The sequence below is a fragment of the Burkholderia sp. AU4i genome (assembly GCF_000466765.1).
Lineage (GTDB): Bacteria > Pseudomonadota > Gammaproteobacteria > Burkholderiales > Burkholderiaceae > Burkholderia > Burkholderia cepacia.
Map to the genome: position 1 here is coordinate 1 of NZ_ASSI01000219.1, position 24,960 is coordinate 24,960.

The 24,960-nt window shown below is 59.9% G+C and carries 22 protein-coding genes and 1 pseudogene; 5 read left to right on the plus strand and 18 right to left on the minus strand.

Going from position 1 to position 24,960, the window contains the following annotated elements; translation table 11 throughout:
* Positions 1–227 precede the first annotated feature (227 nt).
* The 3 genes and pseudogenes from imuA to L810_RS37090 form a co-directional block, all read left to right on the plus strand.
* Entirely contained in the window at positions 228–944 is a 717-nt protein-coding gene (gene imuA / locus L810_RS47775) for a translesion DNA synthesis-associated protein ImuA (RefSeq protein WP_021163293.1), read from the plus strand.
* Entirely contained in the window at positions 865–2,343 is a 1,479-nt protein-coding gene (locus L810_RS37085) for a Y-family DNA polymerase (RefSeq protein ID WP_042977790.1), read from the plus strand. Before imuA ends, L810_RS37085 begins: the two co-directional genes overlap by 80 nt.
* Before the next feature lie 6 nt (positions 2,344–2,349).
* Positions 2,350–2,952, plus strand: a pseudogene (locus tag L810_RS37090) (PHP domain-containing protein); the annotation flags it as partial.
* Between the two features lie 210 nt (positions 2,953–3,162).
* Here the strand turns inward: L810_RS37090 and L810_RS37095 are convergent.
* The 14 genes from L810_RS37095 to L810_RS37160 all read right to left on the minus strand — a co-directional run bounded on the left by L810_RS37095 (position 3,163) and on the right by L810_RS37160 (position 16,861).
* Entirely contained in the window at positions 3,163–3,480 is a 318-nt protein-coding gene (locus L810_RS37095; protein WP_021163296.1) for a P-II family nitrogen regulator, read from the minus strand.
* A gap of 36 nt (positions 3,481–3,516) precedes the next feature.
* Positions 3,517–3,852 (minus strand): PCYCGC motif-containing (lipo)protein, encoded by a 336-nt coding sequence (locus L810_RS46380; RefSeq protein WP_081712949.1) that lies wholly within the window; start codon positions 3,850–3,852, stop codon positions 3,517–3,519.
* Positions 3,853–4,342: 490 nt separating this feature from the next.
* A complete protein-coding gene (locus L810_RS37105) occupies positions 4,343–4,570 on the minus strand; it encodes a DUF2933 domain-containing protein (RefSeq protein WP_042977794.1) in 228 nt (75 codons plus the stop codon).
* Between the two features lie 54 nt (positions 4,571–4,624).
* A complete protein-coding gene (locus L810_RS37110; RefSeq protein ID WP_257009026.1) occupies positions 4,625–4,918 on the minus strand; it encodes a hypothetical protein in 294 nt (97 codons plus the stop codon).
* A 125-nt stretch (positions 4,919–5,043) separates the two neighbouring features.
* Complete coding sequence (locus L810_RS46385; RefSeq protein WP_049036247.1) at positions 5,044–5,406, minus strand: hypothetical protein; 363 nt, start codon at positions 5,404–5,406, stop codon at positions 5,044–5,046.
* 69 nt (positions 5,407–5,475) lie between these two features.
* Positions 5,476–7,329 (minus strand): protein-disulfide reductase DsbD, encoded by a 1,854-nt coding sequence (gene dsbD, locus L810_RS37115; RefSeq protein WP_049036249.1) that lies wholly within the window; start codon positions 7,327–7,329, stop codon positions 5,476–5,478.
* 70 nt (positions 7,330–7,399) lie between these two features.
* Positions 7,400–7,750 (minus strand): copper-binding protein, encoded by a 351-nt coding sequence (locus tag L810_RS37120; protein WP_021163301.1) that lies wholly within the window; start codon positions 7,748–7,750, stop codon positions 7,400–7,402.
* Positions 7,747–10,953: an efflux RND transporter permease subunit gene (locus L810_RS37125; RefSeq protein ID WP_021163302.1), complete on the minus strand. Its 3,207-nt coding sequence runs from the start codon at positions 10,951–10,953 to the stop codon at positions 7,747–7,749. The genes L810_RS37120 and L810_RS37125 overlap by 4 nt, the downstream gene beginning before the upstream one ends.
* Positions 10,950–12,479, minus strand: coding sequence for an efflux RND transporter periplasmic adaptor subunit (locus L810_RS37130; RefSeq protein ID WP_021163303.1), 1,530 nt, complete (start codon positions 12,477–12,479; stop codon positions 10,950–10,952). Before L810_RS37130 ends, L810_RS37125 begins: the two co-directional genes overlap by 4 nt.
* Before the next feature lie 10 nt (positions 12,480–12,489).
* On the minus strand, positions 12,490–13,782 hold the full coding sequence (locus tag L810_RS37135) for a TolC family protein (protein ID WP_021163304.1): 1,293 nt from the start codon (positions 13,780–13,782) through the stop codon (positions 12,490–12,492).
* 92 nt (positions 13,783–13,874) lie between these two features.
* A complete protein-coding gene (locus L810_RS37140; protein ID WP_021163305.1) occupies positions 13,875–14,249 on the minus strand; it encodes a hypothetical protein in 375 nt (124 codons plus the stop codon).
* Between the two features lie 193 nt (positions 14,250–14,442).
* Positions 14,443–15,530 (minus strand): IS3 family transposase gene (locus L810_RS37145; RefSeq protein ID WP_155836448.1). Its coding sequence is split into 2 segments (ribosomal slippage): positions 14,443–15,269 and positions 15,269–15,530, totalling 1,089 coding nucleotides; the frame shifts between segments, so codons are not numbered across the junction.
* A gap of 267 nt (positions 15,531–15,797) precedes the next feature.
* Complete coding sequence (locus L810_RS47780) at positions 15,798–16,031, minus strand: hypothetical protein (protein WP_155836450.1); 234 nt, start codon at positions 16,029–16,031, stop codon at positions 15,798–15,800.
* Positions 16,032–16,420: 389 nt separating this feature from the next.
* Positions 16,421–16,861 (minus strand): NUDIX hydrolase, encoded by a 441-nt coding sequence (locus L810_RS37160; protein ID WP_081712950.1) that lies wholly within the window; start codon positions 16,859–16,861, stop codon positions 16,421–16,423.
* A 213-nt stretch (positions 16,862–17,074) separates the two neighbouring features.
* On the opposite strand from L810_RS37160, the gene L810_RS37165 reads away from it, so the two are divergent.
* Positions 17,075–17,314, plus strand: a complete 240-nt coding sequence (locus tag L810_RS37165; protein WP_051392378.1) for a hypothetical protein — start codon at positions 17,075–17,077, stop codon at positions 17,312–17,314.
* Between the two features lie 326 nt (positions 17,315–17,640).
* Here the strand turns inward: L810_RS37165 and L810_RS37170 are convergent, their stop codons facing one another.
* Both L810_RS37170 and L810_RS37175 read right to left on the minus strand, forming a co-directional pair.
* Entirely contained in the window at positions 17,641–18,789 is a 1,149-nt protein-coding gene (locus L810_RS37170) for a porin (RefSeq protein WP_042977803.1), read from the minus strand.
* 103 nt (positions 18,790–18,892) lie between these two features.
* Positions 18,893–19,873 (minus strand): LysR family transcriptional regulator, encoded by a 981-nt coding sequence (locus L810_RS37175; protein WP_042977804.1) that lies wholly within the window; start codon positions 19,871–19,873, stop codon positions 18,893–18,895.
* A gap of 296 nt (positions 19,874–20,169) precedes the next feature.
* Between L810_RS37175 and L810_RS37180 the strand changes: the two genes are divergently transcribed.
* Complete coding sequence (locus L810_RS37180; RefSeq protein WP_021163311.1) at positions 20,170–22,605, plus strand: heavy metal translocating P-type ATPase; 2,436 nt, start codon at positions 20,170–20,172, stop codon at positions 22,603–22,605.
* A gap of 161 nt (positions 22,606–22,766) precedes the next feature.
* Here L810_RS37180 and L810_RS46395 read toward each other — a convergent pair whose 3' ends face one another.
* The gene (locus tag L810_RS46395; RefSeq protein WP_021163312.1) at positions 22,767–24,164 is read right to left on the minus strand and encodes a heavy metal sensor histidine kinase; all 1,398 of its coding nucleotides are present in this window, start codon (positions 24,162–24,164) and stop codon (positions 22,767–22,769) included.
* Positions 24,161–24,832, minus strand: a complete 672-nt coding sequence (locus tag L810_RS37185) for a heavy metal response regulator transcription factor (RefSeq protein ID WP_042977806.1) — start codon at positions 24,830–24,832, stop codon at positions 24,161–24,163. The genes L810_RS46395 and L810_RS37185 overlap by 4 nt, the downstream gene beginning before the upstream one ends.
* Between the last annotated feature and the right edge of the window lie 128 nt (positions 24,833–24,960).

Consider the following 24,960-nt stretch of genomic DNA (forward strand, 5'->3'; position numbering starts at 1 on the left):
TAACAAAATGAAGTATTCCTACAGGTGCATCGTCCCCATCAAGTCGTCGAATGTGGACGCTTGGCTCGCTCCGGATCCCTCCCGCCGCGCGCAGCTACGCGAGATCCTCGCCGACCGCGAACGGCCGTACTACGAGCACCAGCTCGCAGCGTAAACGCGGGGGTTGGAGGGGCGGTTATCTCTGTCATATACTGTACAAACATACAGTGTTTTGCGTAACCGACCCCATGCACCCCGCCCTCGCCCATCCAGAAGCAATCCACCCGGGTTTATGGCGCGCCAGCCAACTGGCTCGCTCAAGCGCCCGCGGCATCGACACCGGCTATCCGGAACTGACGGCCGAACTGCCCGGCGGCGGCTGGCCGGCCGGCGCGCTGATCGAACTGATCGCGCCGCAGCCTGGTATCGGCGAGCTTCGTCTGCTGGTGCCGGTGCTCACGCGCGCGGCCGGCAAGCCGGTCATGCTGATCCAGCCGCCGCACGCGCTGCAACCGCTGGCGCTTGCGTACTGGGGCATCGACCCGTTCGGGTTCGTGACGCTGCCGGCGCCGCGCACGGCTGACGCGCTGTGGGCCGCCGAACAGGCGCTGCGCGCCGGTACGTGCGCTGCCGTGCTGCTATGGCAGTCGCATGTCCGTGCGGACGCATTGCGGCGGCTCAATCTGGCCGCGCAGAGCGGGCAGGCGCTGTTCTACCTCTTCCGGCCGGCGGCCGCCGCGCGCGACGCGTCGCCGGCGCCGCTGCGCCTCGCGCTGGCCCCGAAGCGCGACGGCGTCGACGTCACGTTCGTGAAGCGCCGCGGGCCGGCACGTGATACGCCGCTGTTCGTTCCCTTGTCACCCTCGCCGATTTTGTTGAACCGCCATGCAAGTCTGGATCGGCGTGCATCTGCCGCACCTCAACCTCGAAGTGTTCCGGCCGCGATCGCCGGCGCCGTCGCCTGACGATGCGCGCGGGCTCGTCGTGCTTGAGAGCGGCCGCGTCGTGGCGCTCGATCGCGCCGCGCGTGCGCTCGGCGTGGTTGCTGGCATGCGCCGCGGGGGCGTGCTGTCCCTCGCGCCGGACGCGCGGATCTGCGAGCGCGACGCCGCGCGCGAGCGCGAGCTCGTGCTCGGCGTTGCCTATGCGCTCCTGCAGTTCACGCCGAGCGTCGTCGACGCCGACGAAGCCGTGGTGGTGCTCGACGTGACCGCGAGCCTGCGCCTGTTCCACGGCATCCGCGCGCTGCGCCAGCGCGTGCGCGACGTCGTCGCATCGTTCGGCGTCACCGCTGCGATATCCGTCGCGTCGTCAGGTCCGGCCGCGTGGATGGTCGCCCGCGGCCTGCGCGGCGGCCTCGCGCTGTCCGCGCGATCGCTGCGCCGCGCGCTCGCGCGCGTGCCGCTCGTCGTGGCGCCGGACGCGCGGCGCTACGCGAACTGGTTTGAGGATCTCGGCTGCGAAACGCTGGCCGATCTGCAGCGCTTGCCGCGCGCCGGGTTGAAAAAGCGCTGCGGCACGCAACTGCTCGACTGGCTCGACCAGGTAGCCGGCACCGCGCCGGCCGCCTACGACTGGCTTGAAATGCCGCCGTCGTTCGACACGCGCGTCGAACTGATGGACCGCGTCGAGCACGCCGAGGCGCTGCTGTTCGTCGCGCGCCGGCTGATCTTGCAGCTGACGGGTTGGCTCACCGCGAAACAGTTGGACGTCGCTGCGTTTGCACTGCTGCTCGAGCACGAGCGCGGGCGCGACGCGATCGCGCCGACCGAGATCGAAATCGCGCTGGGCGCTCCTACCCGATTCGAAGAACACCTCACGCGGCTCGTCAAGGAACGGCTCGGCCACGTCGAGCTCGCCGGGCCCGTGATTGCGGTGCGCCTGGTCGCCCGCAGCGTGCAGGAAGCGGCCGCGCCGAGCGACTCGCTGTTCCCGGAGCCCGGCGGCACGCCGCAGGATCACGCGCGGCTGCTCGAGCTGCTGACTGCGCGGCTCGGTGCCGAGAACGTGCTTGTCCCGGCTCCCATGGCCGACTACCGTCCGGAGCCGGCCGCCCGATGGGTGCCGATGCGCGACGCGCCGAAGCCCTCGCCACTGCCGGCGGATCTACCGCGCCCGGCCTGGCTGCTTGCCAAGCCGGTGCCGCTGCTCACGCGCCAGCATCGGCCGTTCTACGGCACGCCGCTGCGCATGGCATCCCCCGGCGAGCGCATCGAAGGCGGCTGGCAGGATGGGCAGACCGTGACGCGCGACTACTTCGTCGCCGAGGACGACAACGGCATCTGCTACTGGATCTACAAGGAGCGGCCGACGGCCAGCGACGAGAGCGAAGCGCGCTTCTTCCTGCACGGCCTGTTCGGCTGATCCACCATGAACGCCGGCAATTTCGGCGCCCTGCCCGCCTACGCGGAACTTCAAGTGGCCTCCGATTTCTCGTTCCTGCACGGCGCGTCGCGCGCGGAGGAATACGTGGCGCGCGCGGCGCAGCTCGGCTACAGCGCGATCGCGATCACCGACGAGTGCTCGCTGGCTGGCGTCGTGCGCGCGCACGTCGAAGCGAAGGCCGCGAACATGCCGCTGATCATCGGTTCGCACTTCCGGCTGACGGCCGCCGACGGCTCGCCCGCGCTCGCCTTCACCGCCCTCGCGACGAACCGCGACGGTTACGGCAACCTCTGCGAATTCATTTCGCTCGGTCGCATGCGCAGCAAGAAAGGCTCGTACCGGCTGGCACCGCTCGATCTCGAGCACCCGGAAGCGCCGTACACCCACCTGCGCGGCCTGCCCGACTGCATCGCGATCCTGTCGCCCGACTTCCCGGCCAATGAGCAGCGCCTCGATGCGCAGGTCGAATGGTTCGCGCGCGTGTTCGGCGATCGCGCATGGATCGCGCTGACGCTGCACGCACGCGCCATGGACGACATTCACCGCGGCGTGGTCGAGCGCGTCGCCGCGCGCCACGGGCCTCCCCTTGATTTTCGTGCGTTTTACCGGTGTTGCGCGCGCTAGGCCTGACAAGGGTTTGCAGTCAGGCCCTAAAATATTATCCAATTAATTCAAAGACTTCCTGTCTGGTCATCTCGTCGATTCTTCACGGGGTCCCTGTGTCTGCTCTGTGACGATGGAGCCGCCCATACGAGTTTGGGCCGGAGGCGATGCCGGAAGCCCCTTTCAACGAACGAATCACGGAGGCGATTCGGACGCTGTTCGAACGCGCCAAAAGTGTTCGACCGATACGACAGCGATAACACCATCGTCACCAGACCGCTCTTTCGCGACGTCGATGATTTCCTTCGCCAGGCCAGCGACGTTGTCGGCCGTTGTAAAAATTTCAATCTTGATGTGCTCGGTGGTCGGGTCGTTGGCGTAAGGATTCGGGTGTGCACCGAAACCCATGACCTTGGTCACCGTCAACCCGTGGATATGTAGCGCAGCTAGTCGCCTTTCGAGCGCAGTCAATACTTCGGGACGCACCACCGCGATTACACACTTCAGCTCCATAGCATCCTCCTTTGCCGGGATAGCGACGGCACTCGCTCATCCCTTGGGGGCCCATTTCGCGTCGACGGCCGCCTGAATCTTGCCCGCATCCTGAATCCCGGCTTGCGTCATCCGATAGGCGATCTCGGCGGTTCCCTGGCAGACGGGACACGACACCGCCATCTGATCCTCGAAGCATTGAAGATTCGAGCGGTGTTCGCCCCGGTTCTCGCAACCGCACCAGCAGTAAAGCTTGTTGAGCGTCGCGGGGATCTGGGTTGCCACCCAGTACGCGTGCTGTACGGCCTTGTCGTGGAACTGCTTCGGGGCAAGCACATGCGACGCGTCGTTTCGACCGGTCGGCATGATGCGCAGGCCGTCTGGTAGCAGCATGCCGACTCTCCACCCGGGAATCTGCTGAATCGGATTCGACGTGTCGATGGCAACCGCGGTTGAGCCCGTCAACCGATGTACAAATGAAGGTCCCCATACCAACGCTGTTGGTATCGCAATGACCAGAGCCAGCAGGAACAGCAGATGTCGCATTGGCTTGCCAGATGGTCCGGAACGTTTGGTCGCAGGCGAGCTGCGCGTACCTTGAGACGTATCTCGTTTCACTTCGACTCTCCAACACTTGAGGTCTAAATTCCGCGGGACAGGTGCATGGCGTTGCCGCACGACCACGCCCCAGGCATCATTCCCGCGTGCATTGCCACCATCGCGACGCACCCAGCACGACGATCAGGCCGATAACGGCAAGCAGACCGATGATGAAATTGACTATCGGTTTTCCAGTAAACATCGCTCTCTCCGCGTCGCGCGAGGAACCGGTGCGGTCGCAACTGCACCGGGCTCGCGCGACTCCGTTCGGACTCTGTTAGCGTTACGGCTTCGTTTCATCCACCGTCCGAGTCGTGGTGTCGTCATGGCCCACGTGCGCGGGCATGTTGCGCATCATGAGCATCATCGCCAGTGGACAAACGAACGCGCTCGCGACGATAGCGATCGTCGAAATCGCGCCGCGCAACTGCGGCAGCGCCCAGTATCCGATGACGATAACGGCGGCCAACGCGAGCGCGATGGATACCATCGCTTTCAAGCTGCATTTCATGGTCAAAATTTCCTTTCAGGCTGTATGAGGTAAGAGCTATCGGTTCGACCTTCGTTACTTCGAGGGGGCTGATCCAGCCTGGTCGGAATACTTGAGCATGATGTCGCTCATGGCCCGCATCATCTCCGCGTGCATTCGCATTGCGGTTTTCGGGTCCATGCCGGCGCTTGCACCCATCATCGGACAACTGCCCATCATTCCACCCATACCCATCATCATCGAGCCTTGACCCTGTTGCGGGTCTTGCTTGGAATGGCCTGGATTGGCCCCCGCGGCCGCGAAACTCACAGCGCTGGCGGTGACAAGCAATGCGGAAACGAAGACGGTCCGTACGAGACTTGCGTTCATGTGACTCTCCATGTTCGATTCATCGATTCAAGCGAGAATTGCGAGACCATTCGAGTCGCGTACATCGGCCGCGAGCGTGCGCGATCCGTGGCGCGAGACCACTCGAAAGGTGTCAACGAGGGGAATTACAGCGAACGCGGCGGGGGTGCCGGAAGCTCAGGGATGAACTGTTCGCCAAAGGTGGGAGTGATGGCCCGATAGATAGGGGCCGCGGGAGCGAAGGCGGTGAGGTGCGAGACGGGTATGGCCGGCATGCCGCATGCGGCGCTGCCCATATTTCCATGACAAGCTGGCGACTGGGCGCTGGCAGCATGATGCTTGGCAGCCGTCATGCATCCCGTCGGCCCCGACGAATCTTCAGCCTTCACGTGATACGGCTGGAGCGACATCGTGGACATCTCGGGACACACCACTGCCTGCGCCGGGTACCCGAGCATCGGTAGCCACGCAATCAGGAAACAGGCGATGATTCTGACCCAGAATTTCATGATTTCCAGTATAGGCGCCGCTCAGCCCGACTGCTACTGCCAGTAAATGAGCGATTGCGTCGCATCACGTTATTGTCCCCATCGCTTCAAGTGGGCCAAGAACCCGTCGGCGGCGATGAAGCCTGCCAACTGCGCGTCGGGCTGTTGCCGGCCGCTTCTGTCGTAGAAGATCAGCGCAGGCGGTCCGAACAGGCCGTACCGTCGCAACATGGCGGTATCCTCGGCAGTGTTGTGCGTCACGTCGATGCGCAACAATTTCCACCGGGTCAGCTCATTTGCGACGCGCGAGTCACTGAACGTGAAGCGCTCGAGTTCCTTGCAGGTGATGCACCAGTCCGCATAGAAATCCACCATGACAGGCTGGCCGTTCGCTGAAGTAAGCGCCTCGTCCAACTCGGCATTGGAATGCACCGGCTGGAATCGGACAGCGGACTCGCTTTGTTTGATCGACGAGATCTGCATGACGCCGCCAAGTGGCGCGATCACGTCGAAATTCCCCGACGCTACGCCGATGAACTCTGCGACGCCGGCGACCAGCAGCAATATGCCGACAGCCTTCCCCACGCGCGAAATGCCGGCCGCGTCATGAGGCAGCGGGTCGATGGCTCGCAGCATCATCCCGCAGCTTGCCAGCAGCAGGCCAACGAGAACCATCAGCAGCCAGGCCGGTATCAGCGAATAAACGAACCACAAGGCGGCAACGAGCAGCATGACGCCGAGCCCATTGCGCACCGCGAGCATCCAGCGCCCCGACTTCGGCAGCACGTGCGCGCCGAAGGTCCCCACGGCCAGCAGCGGCAGGCCGATGCCGATACCCATCACATACAGCGCCAGTGCGCCGCCGACGATATCCTGGCTGTTTGCGATGTACAGCAACGCGCCCGCCAGGACCGGTGTCGAGCACGGGCCGACAATCAGCGCCGAGAGTGCGCCCATCGCGAATACCGGTCCGACCCGGCCGCCGGGAAGCCGATTGCTCCAGGTCGCGACATGGCTTTGCAACCGGGTCGGCAACTGCAGGCGAAACAGACCGAACATACCAAGCGCCATCAAGATCAGAAGCAAGCCGAACGTCGCAAGCACCCAAGGCCGCTGCGTGAGTGCCACCAGCGGAATGCCGGCCAGTGCTGCGAGCGTTCCCGCTGCCGCGTAGGTCAACGCTAGGCCCTGGACGTAGGCAAATGACAATCCGAATCCGCGCCAGAGCGTGGTCGCCTGCCGGCCGCTGATGACGCTCGTGACGATCGGTATCAACGGGTACATGCATACGGTGCCCGCCATGAGCAATCCGGCAAGCAGGAATCCGCCGAGCTCGAACCAGGAAATTCCGTTTGCGGGCCGCAGTGGCATGCCGAACACGGCAGGCACCGACACGTTCCCGGTATCCGCGATGCGGGTTTCCGCTTTCGGCGCGTTGTCGACGGCCGAGACGGGCGTAATGACGCCGTTCGCGGCAATCCTAAAGTGCCTCGTCTGCGGCGGATAGCAGACGCCGACGTCCGCACATCCCTGTGATGTCACCGACAAAACGATGCTTGTGGAGATAGCGTGCGGCAGCGCAATCGGAATGCTGACCGGCTGATGATAGACAGTCACTTTGCCAAACGTCGGGTCGTCTTTCAATTCGCCGGGCGGCATCTGTTGAGACTTGACCGACACACCGTCGACAGCAAAATCGAAGCGGTCCCGATAGAGGTAGTAGCCGGGATGCGTGTTGAATGCGAGGTCAACTCGTTGCGGGGCGCCGAGCGATACATGCAGCGGAAAAGCGCGCTCAGGCGGCAGCAGGTCCGCGTCGACAACTGCATGTGCCGCAAGCGAAATCAGGGCGAACAAGAAGGCAACCGCACCACGCAGCACATGCTGGAGTACGCCGGCAATTCGTCCCACACGTGCCGAAGTCTGGCGTCTTGTGGTTCGCATCGTTGTCCTCCTTCGCTTCGACCGCGCAGGTCGCCCAGGAGGGCGAGCCCGCGCCTGTTTCACTACATCGTCAGGATTGCTTCACGAGCTTCACGATCGTGAGTGTGCCGTTGACGTCCTCGACGCGGACCTTCACCTTGTCACCTTCGTGAGCCTGCTTGACCATCGCTGCATCCTTGGCCTTGTAGGCCATCGTCATCGCAGCCATGCCGATGTTGGCGAACTCGCCGTGCTTGAGCGTGATCATCCCCGTGGCAGCATCGACTTTCTTCACTTCCGCGTCGGTCAGCGCGGCATTCGACGACGTAGCGGACGGTTTCATCGACATGCTCTTGCCTGCCATGTCGTCGCCAGCGAAAGCCGGGGCGGCAAATGCGCCGATTGCACAGACAGCGACAGTTGTAAGGAACAGCTTCTTCATTGCGTTTCTCCAGGTTGGGTGGAAGGCACTTGCATGCCGGATGGAACTGCTTGGTAGGTCCGCGACGGGTCCAGCTTTCGCGCGCGACGGCGCTGCAGCAGAAACCAGGCCGCGGGAATGACGAACATCGAAAGCAACGGTGCGGTGATCATGCCGCCCACCATCGGCGCGGCAATGCGCTGCATGACCTCGGAGCCGGCGCCATGCCCGACCATGATGGGGATGAGGCCCGCGAGCACGACGGCAACCGTCATGGCCTTGGGCCGCACGCGCAGCACGGCGCCCTCGCGAATCGCGTCGAACAGCAGCGCTTCCGTGAGTGGCTCGCCGGCTTCCAGCCGGCGGTTCAACGCACCTTTCAGGTAAAGCAGCATCACGACACCGAATTCAGCCGCCACGCCGGCGAGCGCGATGAAGCCGACCGACGTAGCGACGGAGACTGCGTGCCCCAGCACCCAGATGAGCCAGAAGCCACCAACGAGCGCGAACGGCACGGTCGACATCAGCAGCAGCGCGTCCGCTGCGGAATTGAATGTCAGGAACAACAGCACGAAGATGACGACGAGCGTGACCGGAATGACCGTGCGCAGCTTGGCGGCGGCCCGCTCCAGGTATTCGAACTGTCCCGACCAGGCAATCGAATAACCCGGCGGCAGCTGGACCTGTTGCGCAACGGCCTTCTGCATCGCCTGAACGGCCGATTGAAGATCCGTGTTGCGAATGTCGACGTACACATAGCCTGACAGCCGTGCATTCTCGCTGCGGATCATCGGCGGCCCGTCGGCGATCGTCACATGCGCGACGTCGCCGAGCTGGATTTGCGCGCCGCGATCCGTGACGACCGGCAACTGCCGCAGCCGCTCGAGCGAATCGCGAACTTCGCGCGGATAACGGATGTTGATCGGGAAGCGCTCGCGTCCGGCGATGACCTCGCCGACGTTCTCTCCGCCAACCGCCGACGACACGACAGCCTGGATGTCCGCGACCGACAGGCCGTATCGCGCAGCCGCGAGCCGGTCGATGTCGACGTCGATGTACCGGCCGCCGTTCAGGCGCTCCGCCAGTGCGGAGGTGACGCCTGGCACGTGCTTCACGGCGGCTTCGACCTGCGTCGCGATCGTGTCGATCTGCGTCAGGTCCGGTCCGGAAATCTTGACCCCGACGGGTGTCTTGATGCCGGTGGACAGCATGTCGAGCCGGTTGCGGATCGGCGGCACCCATACGTTCGACAGGCCCGGCACCTTGACGGTCCGGTCAAGCTCGTCCACCAGCTTCTCCGGCGTCATGCCGGGCCGCCACTGGCTGCGGGGCTTGAACTGGATCGTCGTCTCAAACATCTCGAGCGGCGCCGGGTCCGTGGCCGTGTCGGCGCGGCCAGATTTACCGAATACGGTTGCGACCTCAGGCACGGTCTTGATCAGCCGGTCGGTCTGCTGCAGCAGCTCGGAAGCTTTTTGCGCCGAAATGCCCGGTAGAGCGGTCGGCATGTACAGCAAATCGCCCTCGTCGAGTGGCGGCATGAATTCGCCACCAAGACGCGAAACCGGGATCGCGGTCAACAGCAGTGCGACGGCGGCCAGGCCGATGGCGAGCCAGGGTCGTCTCAGTGTTCCCTCGAGCAGCGGCCGGTACAGTCGGATCAGCACGCGGTTGATGGGGTTCGCGGTCTCGTGCGGAATCCGTCCACGGATCAGATACCCCATCAGCACCGGCACCAGCGTCACCGACAGCCCCGCAGCAGCGGCAATCGTGTAGGTTTTCGTGAACGCGAGCGGCGAGAACAACTTGCCTTCCTGGCCCTCGAGCGAGAACACCGGAATGAACGACAGCGTGATGATCAGCAGCGAGAAGAACAGTGCCGGCCCGACTTCCGCTGCGGAGGTCGCGATGAGTTCCCAGCGCTGCGCGGCCGATATCGGTACGCCGGGATGCGCGTGCTCATACGCCTCCAGGTGCTTGTGCGCGTTCTCGATCATCACGATGGCCGCGTCGATCATGGCGCCGATGGCGATCGCGATCCCGCCCAGCGACATCAGGTTCGCGTTCACGCCTTGGTAGCGCATCACGATGAAAGCGGCCAGCACGCCGAGCGGCAGCGACAGGATCGCGACGAACGCGCTGCGCAGATGAAACAGGAACACCGCGCAGACGAGCCCGACGATGATGAATTCCTCGATCAGCTTGTCCTTCAGGTTGTCCACCGCGCGTTCGATGAGTTGCGAGCGGTCGTAGGTCGTGACGACTTCGACGCCAGGCGGCAACGAGCGTTTCAGGTCCGCGAGCTTGGCCTTGACCGCGTCGATGGTCGTCAACGCATTCTTGCCCGAGCGCATGACGATGACGCCCCCCGCGACTTCTCCCTCTCCATTGAGTTCGGCAATGCCGCGCCGCATCTCCGGGCCGATCTGGATGCGTGCGACGTCGCCGAGCAGCCCCGGGGTACCTGCGTCGTTCGTGCGGAGCACGACGTTGCGGAAATCGTCGAGCGTGCGCAGGTAGCCGGACGAGCGCACCATGTATTCCGACTCGGCGAGTTCGACCACCGAGCCGCCGGACGCCTGATTGGCCTTGCCGAGCGCATCGGCCACCATCCCCTGGGTTATGCCGTATGCGCGCAGCTTGTCCGGATCGAGCACGACCTGATACTGACGCACCATGCCGCCGATGCTGGCGACCTCCGACACGTCCGGCACGGCTTTCAGCTCGAACTTCAGGAACCAATCGTTGAGCGCGCGCAACTGCCCAAGATCGTGCTGCCCGGTGCGGTCGACGAGCGCGTACTCGTACACCCAGCCGACACCGGTCGCATCCGGGCCGAGCGACACGGTCGCGCCCTGCGGGAGGCGGCTTTGCACCTGATTCAAGTACTCCAGCACGCGCGAGCGCGCCCAATACTGATCGGTCTTGTCATCGAACAGCACGTAGACGAACGCGTCACCGAACGACGAATACGCGCGGATGGTCTTGGCGCCGGGCACGCCGAGCAGCGTCGTCGTGAGCGGATACGTGACCTGATCCTCGATCACCTGCGGTGCCTTGCCCGGATACGACGCCTTGATGATCACCTGCGTGTCCGACAGGTCGGGCAACGCATCGAGTGGCGTCTCCTTGAGCGAGTAGACGCCCCATGCCGCGACGAGGAGCGTCGCGAGCAACACCATGAACCGGTTGCGAATGGACCAGCGTATGAGGTGCGCGATCATTGGGTACCTCCGGCCCGCTCGACCTGGGTCAGCTGGTAGCCGTCATCGGTCTGCTTGAAGACGAAATGCACTGTCTGCCCGGCCTTGACGTCCGGAAAGGCATTCGGTGCCGGCTTGTTGAACGTCATCGTCATCGCACCCCAGCCGAGCGCGGGAACGGGCTGGTGCGAGAAGGTGATGTCCGCCGCGGTGACCTTTTCGACCTTGCCGGTGGTCTCGTAGCTTCGCGTAGCCGCGGCAGGCGCGGACGCCGATGCGGCCGCATTCGCTCCGCTACCGTCTTGCAGGCGCGGCAGCACGGACTTCAGGCTGGCTTCGGAATCGATCAGGAACTGGCCGGACGCGACGACGGTATCGCCGTCGTTCAGGCCGCTCAGCACCTCAGTCTCGTTGCCGATGTCGTTGCCGACCGTCACCGATGCAGGCTGCAGACGACCGTCGCCGTTCTTTACGATGACGATCGAGCGCTTGCCGGTCGTGATGACCGCTTCGGACGGCACGAGCAAACGCGACACGGCCTTCTGGCCGCCGACGCGCACGCGCATCAGCATGCCCGGCGTCAGCTTGAGCGCGCTGTTGTCGATTTCCAGGCGCGCCTGGAGCGTGCGGCTGCTGGCGCTGATGCCGGGAAGGATTTCCCGGATGTGTCCGGCGAAATGCTGGGCCGGGTCGCCGGCGAACGTCGCGTCGACAGTCATGCCGGGCTGCACGCTCGTCGCGAGCGCTTCCGGAATTTCGACGATGAGCCAGAGCTTCGACAAGCCGGCGATTTTCGCGAGCGTTTGCCCCGGTGCCACCATCGCGCCATCCCGGGCGTTCAGTTCACTCACGACGCCCGTTTCGGGGGACGTCAGTACGACGTGCGTTTGTGCTTTGCCGGTCCGGTCGAGACTGGCGATCAAGCCGTTGGGAATCGACAGCGCACGCATGCGCGCACGTGACGCGTCGAGCAGACTGCCGTCCATGCCGCCGCGTTTGAGCGCGAGATACTCCTCTTGCGGCGCGAGCCAGTCCGGGACGAACAGCGACGCGATCGGCGCACCCTTGGCGATGCGCTGCATGGGTGCGCTGGCGTACAGACGGTCGATATAGCCTGTCACACGCGATTGAACGACGTCCGAGCGTGACTCGTCGAACTGCGTTGTGCCGACCGCATCGAATCCGCCGGTCGTGTCCTGTCGGCGAACCGTCGCGTAGCGGATACCGAGGTTTTGCTGCAGACCTGGGTCGATCCTGATGCCGGACGAGCCGCCACCTTCATCCGCATAGACCGGCTCGAGCTGCATGTCCATGAAGGGCGATTTGCCCGGCTTGTCGAAATGCTGGTTCGGCACCATCGGATCGTGCCAATACAGCACCTTCCTGCCGGTCTTCGGATCGATTTTGTCGCCAGCCGCGGCAGCAGTCGTGGGTGCCGCCACGGCGCCGGTCGACGCGTGGCGTGTACCGATGAAATAGCCTGCCCCGAGCAAGGTCGCGCCGGCGAATACGGTGAGAACGGCGCGCACCAGTGGTTGGTTGGTCATGTTGTCTTCCTCACTGAGCAGCGGCCATCGTCGACGGCACGACTTGATATTCGAGTTGAGCCCACGTTTGCGAGATCTCACGCTTCAGGTCGAGCACCTGCAATTGCGCCTCCAGCTGCGCACGGCGGGCGGCGAACGTGTCCGCGAGCGACCCCGTGCCGGCGCGATAGGCGGCGTTCGCGAGCTGGACGCGTTGAGCGGCCGCAGGCAACAGGGATTGGGTCAAGCCGGCAATGCGCTCGCGGCCGCTGGCCAGGATGGCGGACTGACTGCGAATGTCGGCCTGCACCTGTCGCAGTGTGTCCTCGTAGGTCAGGCGTGCCTTGGTCGCGAGTTCGGTTTTTTCGGCGACGTCGCGGTTCTGGCGGTTCTTGCGGTTCAGCGGCAACGGGATGCTGACGCCGACCGACACCATGTTCGAGTACGCTCCGCCGCGTTGCTGGTACGCGATTTCCCACGTCCAGTTGGGACTGCGCTCGCTGTTCGCGACCGCAGTATCGGCTTCGGCAACCGCGATGTCGTCGGCTGCGGCCACCAACGCGGGCTGCGAAAAACGCAGCTCGTCCGGCGGCAAACCGGAAACGAACGATTCGGGCGCGGGAGGCTGCCCGGCGACGTCGGCAACCGACACTGCCGTCCAGCGAGACAGGCCGATCAACGCGGTCTGGTAGGTCTGCTGCGCCTTCAACACCTGGTCCTGGGTCTGCGCCAGCATGGCCTGGGCTTGAATGACGTCGGTCGCGTTCGCCTTCGCGCCACGATAGGACGCCTTCGTGGCCGCCAGTTCGTGCGCCATGTGGTCCAGCAAGTCCTGCTGAAGCGCGACCGCTTGCTTCGCGTAGACGGCGTTCAGCCATGCCGTCGCGGTTTGCTGCCGGACATTGGCGAGCTGCATCAGATAGCTGGCATGCTCACGACCGACCACTTCGCTCGCGAGTGCCGAGCGCAGCCGCCGCTTGTCACCGGACACCCATTCCTGTTCGATGCCGATGCGCCGCATCGTCATGAAGTCCTGGCCGATCGTGAAGCGCTGGCCGCCGTTGATCGGCAGATTGTCGATGCCCGCCTTGAGCATCGGATCGGGTAGCTGGCCGGCTTTGACGGCTGCTTCCGAGCTGGCGCGCACGGACGCCTGCGCCGCCTGCGTCGACGCGGAATGGTCGGCCGCCGCCTGCAACGCGGCGTCGAGCGTGAAAGGTGCTTGCTGGGCGTGGGCGACGCCCGCAACGAGAAGCGCGGCAAAAAGCGTATGCGCGCGCCGAGGAACACGCCGACCCAGCGGCGTGCCGAAAATGAATGGCATGTTCTAACCCCAACGGCGAAATCCCATAGGGATTCCACGTCCTGGCATAGGACGAACCTCACCGCACGTGCGGTGAACCTGTCAGCTTGGGATTAGACGAGACGCGGAGGTCGCCACAACCCGTTCGGGTCGCGGACGGGGAGAGATTCGGCGTAGTGGAAGGCAACCGGACGGACCCGTGCCGCCGGGCGGAAGACATCTGCGCGGGCGGCCGGATGGTACAGGCTCCCGAACTGGCACTGGGCAGTCACCTTACAGAACATGCCCTTGGCCTTGGCTTTGCCGGCCGACGTCGATTGCATCGAGTCACAGCCGGGCATGTCGGCGGACATGCTCGAGTCCGTGTTCATGGACATGGACATGGTTTGCTGCATCGGACATTCGCCAGTCAAGCCGCTGGCTGCCAGCCCACTGATGGGCAGCACCGCGCAGAGCAGCAAGAGGATGACGGTCCGAAGCAGTTTCATGACGTGCATTATAGCGTGCCAATCTCCAGACAACGGGCTGGTCCCAACTGGGACTTTTACGTAGCGCATCCGTTCGTCACGAGCGGCACCTGATCAAAGTGTTGGCGAGTCCGCTGCTGGTGGGCATCGCCGACCGGCCGAAGGCCTGTACGAGGGTAATCCCCCCGCTTTGCACGGGGCTCAGAAGTAGAAACTAAGCGGCCATGTCCAGCCGCTGTTTTGGCGTAAATCCGCCCAAGGCCATGTTCGGGCGGTCGTGATTGTAAGTCCACATCCAGTCGGTTGCGAAACGCTGCACGTGGTCCAGGTCGTCCCAGTGGTACTGCGACAGCCATTCGTACCGCACGGTCCGGTTGAATCGTTCGATATACGCATTCTGCTGCGGCTTGCCCGGCTGGATGTAATCGAGCCTGATGCCGTACTGTCGAGTCCATTCGATGATCGCAGCGCTCAGGTACTCGGGCCCGTTGTCGCACCGAATCGCTTTTGGCCTGCCGCGCCAACCGATGATCTGCCGCAGCGCACGGATCACGCGTTCCGACGGCAATGAGAAGTCGATCTCGATGCCGAGTGCCTCGCGGTTGAAGTCGTCGATCACGTTGAACAGCCGGATGCTGCGTCCGTCGGCCAGTTGGTCGTGCATGAAGTCCATCGACCAGACCTGGTTGACGGCGGACGGCACCGCCAGCGGCTCTGGTACCTGCCTGACCAGCCGCTTACGCGGCTTGATCCGCAGGTTCAATTCCAGTTCGCGATAGATCCGATACACCCGCTTGTGATTCCAGCCGAAGCCCTTCACGTTGCGCAGATACAGGAAGCACAGTCCGAAGCCCCAGTTCCGGTGGTTGTCCGTCAGACGCAGCAGCCAGTTCGCAATCTCGTCGTTCTCGGCGCTGCGCCGACCGACGTACCGATAACGGGCCTGGCTGATCCCAAACGCCTCACATGCCAGCCGGATCGATACGCCTCGGCTGGACACCGCATGCATGGCCATCTCACGCCGGCAAGATGGCCTCAGTCTTTTTTTGCGAGCGCCTCCGCCACGATCTCGGCCTTGATCTTCTCCTCGACGTACATCTTGCGCAGCCGGGCGTTCTCGGCCTCCAGCTCCTTCATCCGCGCGATCAGCGAAACGTCCATGCCGCCGTACTTCGAGCGCCATTTGTAGAACGTCGCCGTGCTGATGCCCAGCTCCCGGCACAGGTCCGGCACCGACAGCCCCGCTTCCACGCGCTTGAGCGCATCCATGATCTGGCTGTCCGTGAATCTCGACTTCTTCATTCTGTAGAACTCCCTCAACTAGAAAATTCTACTTCTGATCACACCGGTTTTTCGGGGGGATTACCCGAGTGCCGGCCTCAAGGACACGAGAGAACGCACAAATTACCGGCGTGATCTCGGACCCCTTGCAATACACGCCGACAACTCTCTCTACTTGCATCGAACCAATATGTCCTTTCACATACGGTTCTCACTCCACCCTGATGCGTGATTTCTGACCGAATGGGAGTGTTTATCAAAGCAAGAGTGCGCCCTAATATCGATCCGCTATATTGAAAATGTTATCGGGGGATGGACCGCAGGACTGGCATAAAATGAAATATACAAATAGTGAGCACGCTGGCCCCATTTTGGGTGTTTGCCGCGGGTTTCCTTTTGATCGCCGTCGGAATAGGCATGGGGATCTTTCGCAAGCTCATGCATAGCACCGGTGCGCTGAACGCCTTCGTCGCGCCCGGCGTTGCGTTGATAGGGATTTTCCTTGTCGTTTACGCTGTCCACGAGCTGCGGCGGACACATCAACGTTGAACGCTGGAGGTGTCCACGAGAAGGTCATCGACGATTATTTCGCCAGCGGAGCGCCTGTGCACAAAACATCAAGTCTGTCGACTGACGGCATGCCTTGTTCATCGGCCATCCGAAATGGTGCGACGAAAAAAGACCGTGTGTGCGTCGCGCACACTTCGACTATAGCGACGAAGCCGAGCGGAGATTCGCAGGAAATCGAGTTGTTTCGAGACACGTTGAGCTTATGCTCGCAGCGCACGTCGATTGTATATCCGCGGTGGGTGTACGTGTTGGGCATGGTCACCGCGCTGCAGGTGGAGCGACGTTAAAAAATTTGCGTGCGGAAGTGTAGCGGTGCCCTCGACTTGCGAGATGATTCTTGCCTATGCGGACTGCGCGCTGCAATAGGCTAACTCGATGATTTTCTTCGTAGGAATGCTTGCCCGCAGCCTGGCGATGGTGTCATGACGGAACAATTTGCATTGGTCGATCTCATTGCTCGCTCGTGGCTTCAAATCGTCTCCAAGTTCGCCGATAAACACGTGATGCATCTTTGCGAGGCCGCGAAATTGCATCACGTATGTAAGGTCTAACCCGACCAATCCGGTTTCTTCCCATAGCTCTCGGTGCGCTGCTTCCAGCGGTCTCTCCCCGGGCTTAATGGTGCCGCCGGGCAATGCCCATCGCGACGCCGCGCGAGCAACCAGCAGGACCCCCTGCCCCTGAAGGCACACAACGGTTGCGCGTTCTTTGACGGGGAAATCGATAGTTGAGGCCCCAATACTTTTTAGTATTTTAACGCGACCACGACGGATGTCGGTCATGCGAGAGGGCAGGGGATAGATTGATTCGACGGATAGCGGTAATCTGCTCACGACGCTGAATTGACCTTCTACGCAGTCGTAGCATCAGTCTGTCTTGGATTGGTGCCGGATGCAGAGCAAACGCTAGGTGAAACAGCTTGAGCTGTTGAGCCGGACCAACAGTGCTACGAATGTGTCCCTGCACCATCAACAAGAAATTGACAGGGTGTACGTATGGATTATCGCTACGTCACGCTTGAACACGAACTGGCGCATGTAAAAAGCGCCCTTCAAATCCTTTCTGAAAGAGGCGAGGAGTTTCCGCTCGGCGCGGTCATCGGCGATCCCGCATATTGGCGCGCGAGACTTCAGTCGATTCGCGCTATGGCCGAACGCTACAACCACTTAACGCTCAGAGATCGTGCTGACGAACTACTCGGCGAGGTCCTGAAGCTGCAATTTTGGCACCCTTGATGGTGCGGCGCTAACGCTGATACTGGTCGACGTGGCGTCGGTCGCGGCGTAGGGTTTTGCAATTGCCTCTGTATGACCGGAAGCGCGGTCAGCTTGTGCGACCGGTCCGCGTGATTCGGCAGGCGAAATGGCCGAATCAGGTTCGTTGCGAACCACGTTACTCGCAAGGCACGAAAAAAAATTTCGCATCGATTGAAAGGCCGTTCCTGCAACCGGATGGCTGATAGCGATGCTCGGTTCCCAGACGCAGGGAATGCGTCGGGAAACCGGTGTTTCTCAAACGAATCGAAATCCATTCGACGCCGAATTATCAATCGGAGTTCGAATTAAAATGTGTGCCTCATTGCGATACGAGCAAGGACTTGGTTCGTCGTCGACGACGAAGAGGCAGCCCCCGTAATAAACGCTGCATTCAGTGGCGCTATGCTGTCGACGCCGCCTGACAGATGTTGATACATCCCTTGTACATAGAAGTCGGTTCGCTTGGAAAGTTGGTAATCGACCATCAGGCCGACTTGCTGCCACTTGGGAGTTGCATTGCCGGCGGCGCCGTCGAAGCGACCGCGAGTATAATTGTACATACCCCCAAAGTATGCATTCTTGGTAAATTGATATTTCGCATTGATCTCGAAATTATCAAATTTCAGTGAATCGGCTGTATTGGAGAAACTTCCGACGTAGGCGGAGCTCGATGCATTATTCAGATCCGTGTGCGAATAAACGAATCCGATCGTCGCATCGTTGGTGACCTGATAATTTATGCCGGCGCCCCAAACGCGCTGACGACCCGCGACGAAAGATGTATCGTCCGTTGCGAGCGATCCGATCGCAGTGCCGCCCGGATTGTTGATCTGCATGTACGCAGCAGCAATCGAGACAGGGCCGGAAACATATTGGGCACCGACGCTATATGCACGATTGTTGGAAAAACCAGATGCTTGATTGCTGAATCCGTACAGCCCCCCAAACGAGAACCCGCCATAGGTATTGCTGGCGAATTTCACCGAGTTGTTCAATCGGAACGAATTGTCGGTGTTGTCGTTATCGAAAGGATGTGAGAGCAGATATCCGGCCCAGTTCCCATTCGCCGTCAACGGCGCCAGATAGTCGACGACCGAGTCATATTGGCGACCAAACGTCAACGTACCGAAGCGATCGCTCTGCAAGCCGACGTACGCTTGCCTACCGAACATTCGCTTTGCCTGACCAGCAGCGCCGGAGTTGACATCGAAACCATTTTCTAGCTGGAAGACAGCCTTGGTTCCGCCACCAAGATCTTCGATTCCCTTGAGGCCCCATCGGCTTCCCTGAGCGAATCCGCTCTGCATCTCAAAACTACTACGACCGGCCACGTTATTGGTGTAGTTGATCCCCTCGTCGATCAATCCGTACAGTGTAACGCTTGATTGCGCGTGCGAAATATACGGCATCGCCAACATGGCAACAGCAAGGCTCGACTGGATAGCTTTCGTCATGCATCCCCCAATTTTTGGTGTTGCGTAGAAAAATATATACGTTCGGTGTCACCTGCGAGGTACCTTCGCCTCATCAGGTTTTGGAGAATAAGACCGCAAAAAATTACTGTTTCTGAAATACTGTCGTGACAAAATTGTGTTGTAGTTGCCCGACATTGCCGTTGCTGAAGGGGCGATTTTGAGCATGACCTGTGTTGTCGCGAAGGTATTGCGTCACAAAGTCGATGAATCTACGAACGCTGCGGGTCATATACTTGTTGCTCGCATACAGCATTTGCAGCTTTCGGTGGCCGGCGATGACCTGAAACTGCGGCAAAAGTCTTTCCAGGGCTCCTGATTCGAGTTCGTCGCGGACAAGCGAGTCGGGAAGCCGTGCTATGCCGAGACCGGCAACTGCAGCGTGCCGGACCATTACCGTGCTCGCCGCGCTCAACGCAGAGCGAAGCGCGGGGCGATATTGGGTGGCGTCGAATTGAAATTCCCAGAAGCGATCGGCACTGTTTGTGGCAACGAGTATTTGATGGGACTCGAGATCGTTCGGATTTTGGGGGGTACCGTGTTGTTGCAGATACGTCGGGGATGCGACCACCACGTCACACACAGGAGAGAGCGCTCGGTAAATAAGAGAGGAATCCTTGAGTTGTGCGTCGATTGTAAACCAGATGTCGAAGTCGTTTGTAATCACTTCTGGTATACGTTCAACCAGCTCCACTTCGAAGCTGACACGAGGCTCGATAGCATTGAAGGCCGCAATGAGATTGGCAAGGTCGCTTGCCACAAATGCTTCCGGCGCTAGAATTTTCAAGGTCCCGGATGTTTCACGTGCGTCGGACATGACTGTGGACTCAAGGTGATCCAAGCTGTGCAATATTTCCTTGCAGCCTTGCCAATATGCATATCCCGCGTCTGTCAGCGAAACATGTCGCGTGGTTCGATTCAACAAGCGCACTTCCAGGTGCGCCTCCAGGGCAGCCACCCCCCTGGTCACCATGGCACTGGAAATCCCCAATTGTCGCGCCGCAGTGCCAAAGCTGAGGGTTTCGGCAACTCGTGCAAACATTCGCATTGTAGCTAGCTGATTCATAGGCTTCTGCGTGACATGAGTGCATAAGCATGGTGAACCCGTGGCGACAGCTGGATGGCGAGGAAATTACAAAGTTGTCATTTTGCTCGGCTGCAGCATTAACTTCCACTGCGCATCGGGCTAGAATAATCGCATGGAATCACCTTGCGACCGATCCACTAAGGTCCTGCCCACCAAAACCGATGGCTCTACCCGGCGCGATTGTGCGCATAAAAGGGGCTCTCGGACTGTTGTTCTAATCTGACAGAACATCTATCGTCTAAGAAAAGGGTGCAATCGAAAAAAGGAGCGTCACGATGGCGGGGCAGCCTACCGGGATCAAGTCGTCTCACAAACGGACATCAAGCTCGCATCAGCCTGTTGACAAGGACATCACCGATCATGATGCCGTGGGCAGGCCGCACGACTCCCATGTGGATCACCATGGGCATAGCGACGAATCCCGCTCGAATAAGGGCAACGCGCTCCTCGACCCGGTGTGCGGGATGGCGCTCACAGAAGATTCTCGCTTTCACGATGAGTATGAAGGCCGTCGCTACGACTTTTGCAGCAAGACCTGTCTGGCGAAATTCCGATCCGAGCCGGCAACATATCTCCACACGTCAAATTCCGAGGCGCCTCAAGATATGAACGGAAAGCTCTACACATGCCCGATGCATCCCGAAATCCGTCAGGATCGCCCGGGGCAATGCCCGAAGTGCGGCATGACGCTTGAGCTAGTCCTCCCGACTACTGAGGAAGGCGAAAATCCGGAGCGAACCGACTTCCGGCGGAGATTCTGGTTGACCGTTCCGTTGACGCTCGTTGTTTTCATACTCGCGATGTTTGGCCATCAGTTCGTCTGGATGTCAGCCACAACTCAATCGTGGGTTGAGTTCGTGTTGTCGACACCAGTAGTGTTGTGGGCGGGACTCCCATTTTTTGAGCGGTGTCTCCAGTCACTCGTCAATCGTAGTCCGAACATGTGGACGCTTATCGGCCTTGGGACCGCTGCTGCCTATCTTTATAGTGTAGTCGCCACAGTGTTCCCTAATGCCTTCCCGGAAACACTTACGGTTCACGGCAGGTTAGAGGTTTACTTCGAAGCTTCGGCGGTCATAATTTCGCTGACGCTCCTCGGTCAGATGCTCGAGCTGAGCGCGCGTGCGCAGACATCGGCGGCGATCAAAGCGTTACTCGGTTTGGCGCCTAAGACGGCGCGGCGCATCGATGCCGATGGCACGGAAGATGATGTGCCGCTGACGCATGTGCATGTGGGCGACCTGCTCCGGATTCGTCCCGGTGAGAAAGTGCCAGTAGATGGTGTGGTGGTCGAAGGTTCGAGTTCAGTCGATGAGTCGATGATCACGGGGGAGCCTATTCCAGCTACCAAGCGCGTCGGCGATCACGTTATTGGTGCCACCATGAATAGCTCCGGCAGTCTGGTCATCCGATCGGAAAGGGTAGGCTCGCAGACCGTCCTATCGCAAATCGTCCAGATGGTTGCCCAGGCGCAGCGGTCTCGAGCCCCCATGCAGCGCATGGCCGATAAAGTTGCTGGCGCTTTTGTAGTTGTTGTAGTTGTTGTCGCACTAGTGACATTCGTTGCATGGGGCCTATTTGGACCGGCACCCGGTTGGGTATTCGGTCTTGTCAACGCCGTCGCGGTGCTCATCATCGCGTGCCCCTGCGCGTTGGGGCTGGCGACACCGATGTCGATCATGGTGGCCAGCGGTAAAGGTGCGTCGACCGGTGTGCTCTTCCGGGATGCGACAGCGATCGAGAATATGCGCAAAGTCGACGTGCTGATCGTCGACAAGACTGGCACATTGACCGAGGGACGCCCTGCATTCAACCGTGCTATCGGCATAAACGGGCATACGGACGACGACGTCTTGCGATTCGCCGCAAGCCTTGACCAAGGAAGTGAACATCCACTTGCGGCCGCGATAGTGGCGGCGGCTCGAGAGAGAGGTCTTTCTTTGGATCGAGCCGAAGACTTCGAATCGTCGACTGGCATGGGAGTTAGAGGACGCGTTGGTGCGCGATGGCTTGTGTTAGGCAATTCGGCATTGATGCAGAGCGAGTCCATTCCCGTGCGGCCGATCGCCAGCCAAGCGGATCAGCTACGCGCCCAGGGTGGGAGTGTTATGTATCTTGCTATCGACGACCAGCTTGCTGGACTCCTTGCGGTTGCTGACCCTATCAAGATAACCACCCGGGAAGCGCTCGCAACCCTCAAGGCCGACGGCATCCGTGTCGTCATGGCGACGGGCGACGGAATCCTCACGGCCAGAACCGTTGCCGAACAACTCGGAATTGACGAGTACCACGGCGAGGTCACGCCTGCTGATAAGCTCGAACTGGTGACGCGCCTGCAGCATGACGGACGCATTGTCGCGATGGCTGGCGACGGCATCAACGATGCTCCCGCGTTGGCAAAAGCAGACGTCGGGGTGGCGATGGGAACCGGAACGGACGTTGCGATGAGCAGCGCTCAGGTTACGCTGGTTAAAGGAGATCTCCGCGGCATTGCTCGCGCCAGAGTATTGTCCGAAGCTACCATCAAAAACATGAAGCAAAATCTCGCATTTGCGTTCGTCTACAACGCACTTGGCGTGCCTTTGGCGGCCGGGATTTTTTATCCCTTTATGGGCACTTTACTTTCACCAATGATCGCAGCACTTGCGATGAGTCTAAGTTCTGCTTCGGTAATCACGAACGCTCTGCGATTGCGCAGTTTAAAGATTTAGCTCAGGTAATTTCCTGATCTTAACGGGATGGAGGTTGTAGGTCGCATGGCTAAGAGAGTCGCTTTAGGTAAAAAAATGGCAATTGAGAAATTGAGATGTGCTGTAACAGATGCCGCGAAATAAATTTCAAGAAAAGCCATTATGGATAAGTGAAAATTGGATCACTTCTCTGGATTTTGCGATTTAAAGTGGAGTGTGAATATTGTTTTTCCATTATTGCTGATTACAGATGCGTCTCCGTTGTGAAGCTCCATTATCGATTTTACGATGGCAAGGCCAAGTCCCGCATTTTTTGCTGAGCCGTGTCTTGCATGATCGACTCGATAAAAACGATCAAAGACAAAATCAATATGTTCCGGAGGGATTTCCCCCCCCGTATTTTGGACGGAAATCGAGGTTGATGACGAGGTTTCGGAGGATTTTATCAAAATAGCTGTGTCCGATGACGCGTGTTCGATTGCGTTCGATAGCAGGTTTCCCATGGCTCGACGAAACAGGATCGGATCCGCATAAATGGTTGCTGATCCCAAATTTTGCAACACGACATCTTTCTCATCCGCCGCGTGTTGAAAGTATGAAATTATTTTGGGAAGTTCGTCCTCGGTTTTGATGTTGCTCAAATGGATGTGCTGCGTCGCATTTTCCGTTCGAGCAAGAAAAAGCATATTCTCAATCATCCGCTGCAGTCGTTCGCATTCTTCAATATTTGACTCAATTAACACCTCATACTCTTCGCTTCGCCGCGGTCGTGAAAGTGTGATTTGAGACGAACTGATGATATTTGCCAGCGGAGTTCGCATATCATGGGATAAATCGGACGAAAACTGAGAGAGGCGAGTAAAGGCTCGCTCCAATCGGTCAAGCATGCGGTTTATTGACGACGAAATTTCGACGAGTTCGACCGGGCCGCGGTCGATGCTCAATCGATCGCTCAATCGGTGAGCTTCGATGCTCGATGCCTGATGGCCGATTTGCTCGATTGGATTAAGCCCGCGGCGTGTGACAATGTACCCGGAGACGGCGACCATTAGTGCACCAACTGCCGATGCAATTAGCGCGTCAATTCTATAATCTTGCAGTAGAGATTGCCGGTCGCCGGCGCTCCTTGCAACGATCACAGTGACAGTAGTTGAGCTCAGTCGTGCCGTTCCATATACACATTCGGCAAAGCCGATTCCCGGCGGAGCGCATTCGTATGGGCGATTTGGTTGCTGGCCGTCAACTAGATTGGCTTTTAGGCTGGCCGACGTGATGTCGGAATGTTGAATCAGTGGGATTCCATTATTGTCAAAAACGCCAACAAATAGTCCAGGATGAGACAAAAGCGTCTCATGGAAAAACAGCGAATTTTCCCTTACGCCGTCGAGTGAGCCAGATTCTCTCGCGAACTTCGTAAATTGGTCTAATTTTCCTGCTATCTCGATGTCGTCTCGATGCCTGAGTTGGGTAGATAATGCATGATACAGATATGCGCCGAGCATCAAGAATATCAATGCCGCAATGAGCGCAAAGGCCGCGGTCAGTCGCTTGAGCAGAGAATATCGGCCGGCACGTCTCATTTCGACCGATCTTCCATGACATAACCCATTCCTCGAATGGTATGGAGCAACTTCGGTTCGAAACAATCGACTTTTGCTCTCAAACGTCGTACAGCTACGTCGACAACATTTGTATCGCTGTCGAAATTCATATCCCAGACTTGGGACGTAATGAACGCGCGCGTCAAGATTTCTCCCTCTCTTTCCGCCAGCAGTTGGAGTAGCGCAAACTCCTGCGCCGTGAGGTCGATACGAGAACCAGCTCTGCGGACACGTCGTTTAATAATATCAATTTCAAGGTCGGCGATCTGCAAAACGTCGCGCCCTTCTTGTTGCGTGCGGCGAAGCAAAGATCGTATGCGTGCCAGCAGCTCCGCGTAGGCGAACGGCTTTGCGAGATGATCGTCCGCGCCTAGCTCGAGTCCCTCAACCTTGTCTTCGATACTATCTCGCGCGGTCAGCAGGAGAACGGGCGTCTTCTTTGTCTCCCTGAGCCGCCGTAGCACTTCGAGGCCGTCCATTTGCGGGAGCATGATATCAAGGATGACCAGGTCAAAATGCTCGTTCATTGCCAGGAAGAGACCATCTTCTCCGTTTGTTGCCGTCGAAACGCCATAGCTTGCCTCTGAGAGACCCTTTCGGAGGTAGGAGAGCATCTTCTCTTCGTCTTCGACAATTAGGATACGCATAGTCATGAACTGTCTTGTCGGTTGCGCGGGGGCCGGGGGTATTCGATGATCGTCCGACCCGTGATGACGCAAGAAGATATCGCCAAACGTGCGGAAATTCCACACCTTACGTTCATGACAAAATGGTC

Bases quoted from the DNA above. Each gene is read 5' to 3' on its own strand.
- imuA (WP_021163293.1), top strand. From the start codon at position 228: ATGCACCCCGCCCTCGCCCATCCAGAAGCAATCCACCCGGGTTTATGG.
- L810_RS37085 (WP_042977790.1), top strand. From the start codon at position 865: ATGCAAGTCTGGATCGGCGTGCATCTGCCGCACCTCAACCTCGAAGTG.
- L810_RS37095 (WP_021163296.1), bottom strand. From the start codon at position 3,480: ATGGAGCTGAAGTGTGTAATCGCGGTGGTGCGTCCCGAAGTATTGACT.
- L810_RS46380 (WP_081712949.1), bottom strand. From the start codon at position 3,852: ATGCTGCTACCAGACGGCCTGCGCATCATGCCGACCGGTCGAAACGAC.
- L810_RS37105 (WP_042977794.1), bottom strand. From the start codon at position 4,570: ATGAAATGCAGCTTGAAAGCGATGGTATCCATCGCGCTCGCGTTGGCC.
- L810_RS37110 (WP_257009026.1), bottom strand. From the start codon at position 4,918: ATGAACGCAAGTCTCGTACGGACCGTCTTCGTTTCCGCATTGCTTGTC.
- L810_RS46385 (WP_049036247.1), bottom strand. From the start codon at position 5,406: ATGAAATTCTGGGTCAGAATCATCGCCTGTTTCCTGATTGCGTGGCTA.
- dsbD (WP_049036249.1), bottom strand. From the start codon at position 7,329: ATGCGAACCACAAGACGCCAGACTTCGGCACGTGTGGGACGAATTGCC.
- L810_RS37120 (WP_021163301.1), bottom strand. From the start codon at position 7,750: ATGAAGAAGCTGTTCCTTACAACTGTCGCTGTCTGTGCAATCGGCGCA.
- L810_RS37125 (WP_021163302.1), bottom strand. From the start codon at position 10,953: ATGATCGCGCACCTCATACGCTGGTCCATTCGCAACCGGTTCATGGTG.
- L810_RS37130 (WP_021163303.1), bottom strand. From the start codon at position 12,479: ATGACCAACCAACCACTGGTGCGCGCCGTTCTCACCGTATTCGCCGGC.
- L810_RS37135 (WP_021163304.1), bottom strand. From the start codon at position 13,782: ATGCCATTCATTTTCGGCACGCCGCTGGGTCGGCGTGTTCCTCGGCGC.
- L810_RS37140 (WP_021163305.1), bottom strand. From the start codon at position 14,249: ATGAAACTGCTTCGGACCGTCATCCTCTTGCTGCTCTGCGCGGTGCTG.
- L810_RS37160 (WP_081712950.1), bottom strand. From the start codon at position 16,861: ATGACCGACATCCGTCGTGGTCGCGTTAAAATACTAAAAAGTATTGGG.
- L810_RS37165 (WP_051392378.1), top strand. From the start codon at position 17,075: ATGGATTATCGCTACGTCACGCTTGAACACGAACTGGCGCATGTAAAA.
- L810_RS37170 (WP_042977803.1), bottom strand. From the start codon at position 18,789: ATGACGAAAGCTATCCAGTCGAGCCTTGCTGTTGCCATGTTGGCGATG.
- L810_RS37175 (WP_042977804.1), bottom strand. From the start codon at position 19,873: ATGAATCAGCTAGCTACAATGCGAATGTTTGCACGAGTTGCCGAAACC.
- L810_RS37180 (WP_021163311.1), top strand. From the start codon at position 20,170: ATGGCGGGGCAGCCTACCGGGATCAAGTCGTCTCACAAACGGACATCA.
- L810_RS46395 (WP_021163312.1), bottom strand. From the start codon at position 24,164: ATGAGACGTGCCGGCCGATATTCTCTGCTCAAGCGACTGACCGCGGCC.
- L810_RS37185 (WP_042977806.1), bottom strand. From the start codon at position 24,832: ATGCGTATCCTAATTGTCGAAGACGAAGAGAAGATGCTCTCCTACCTC.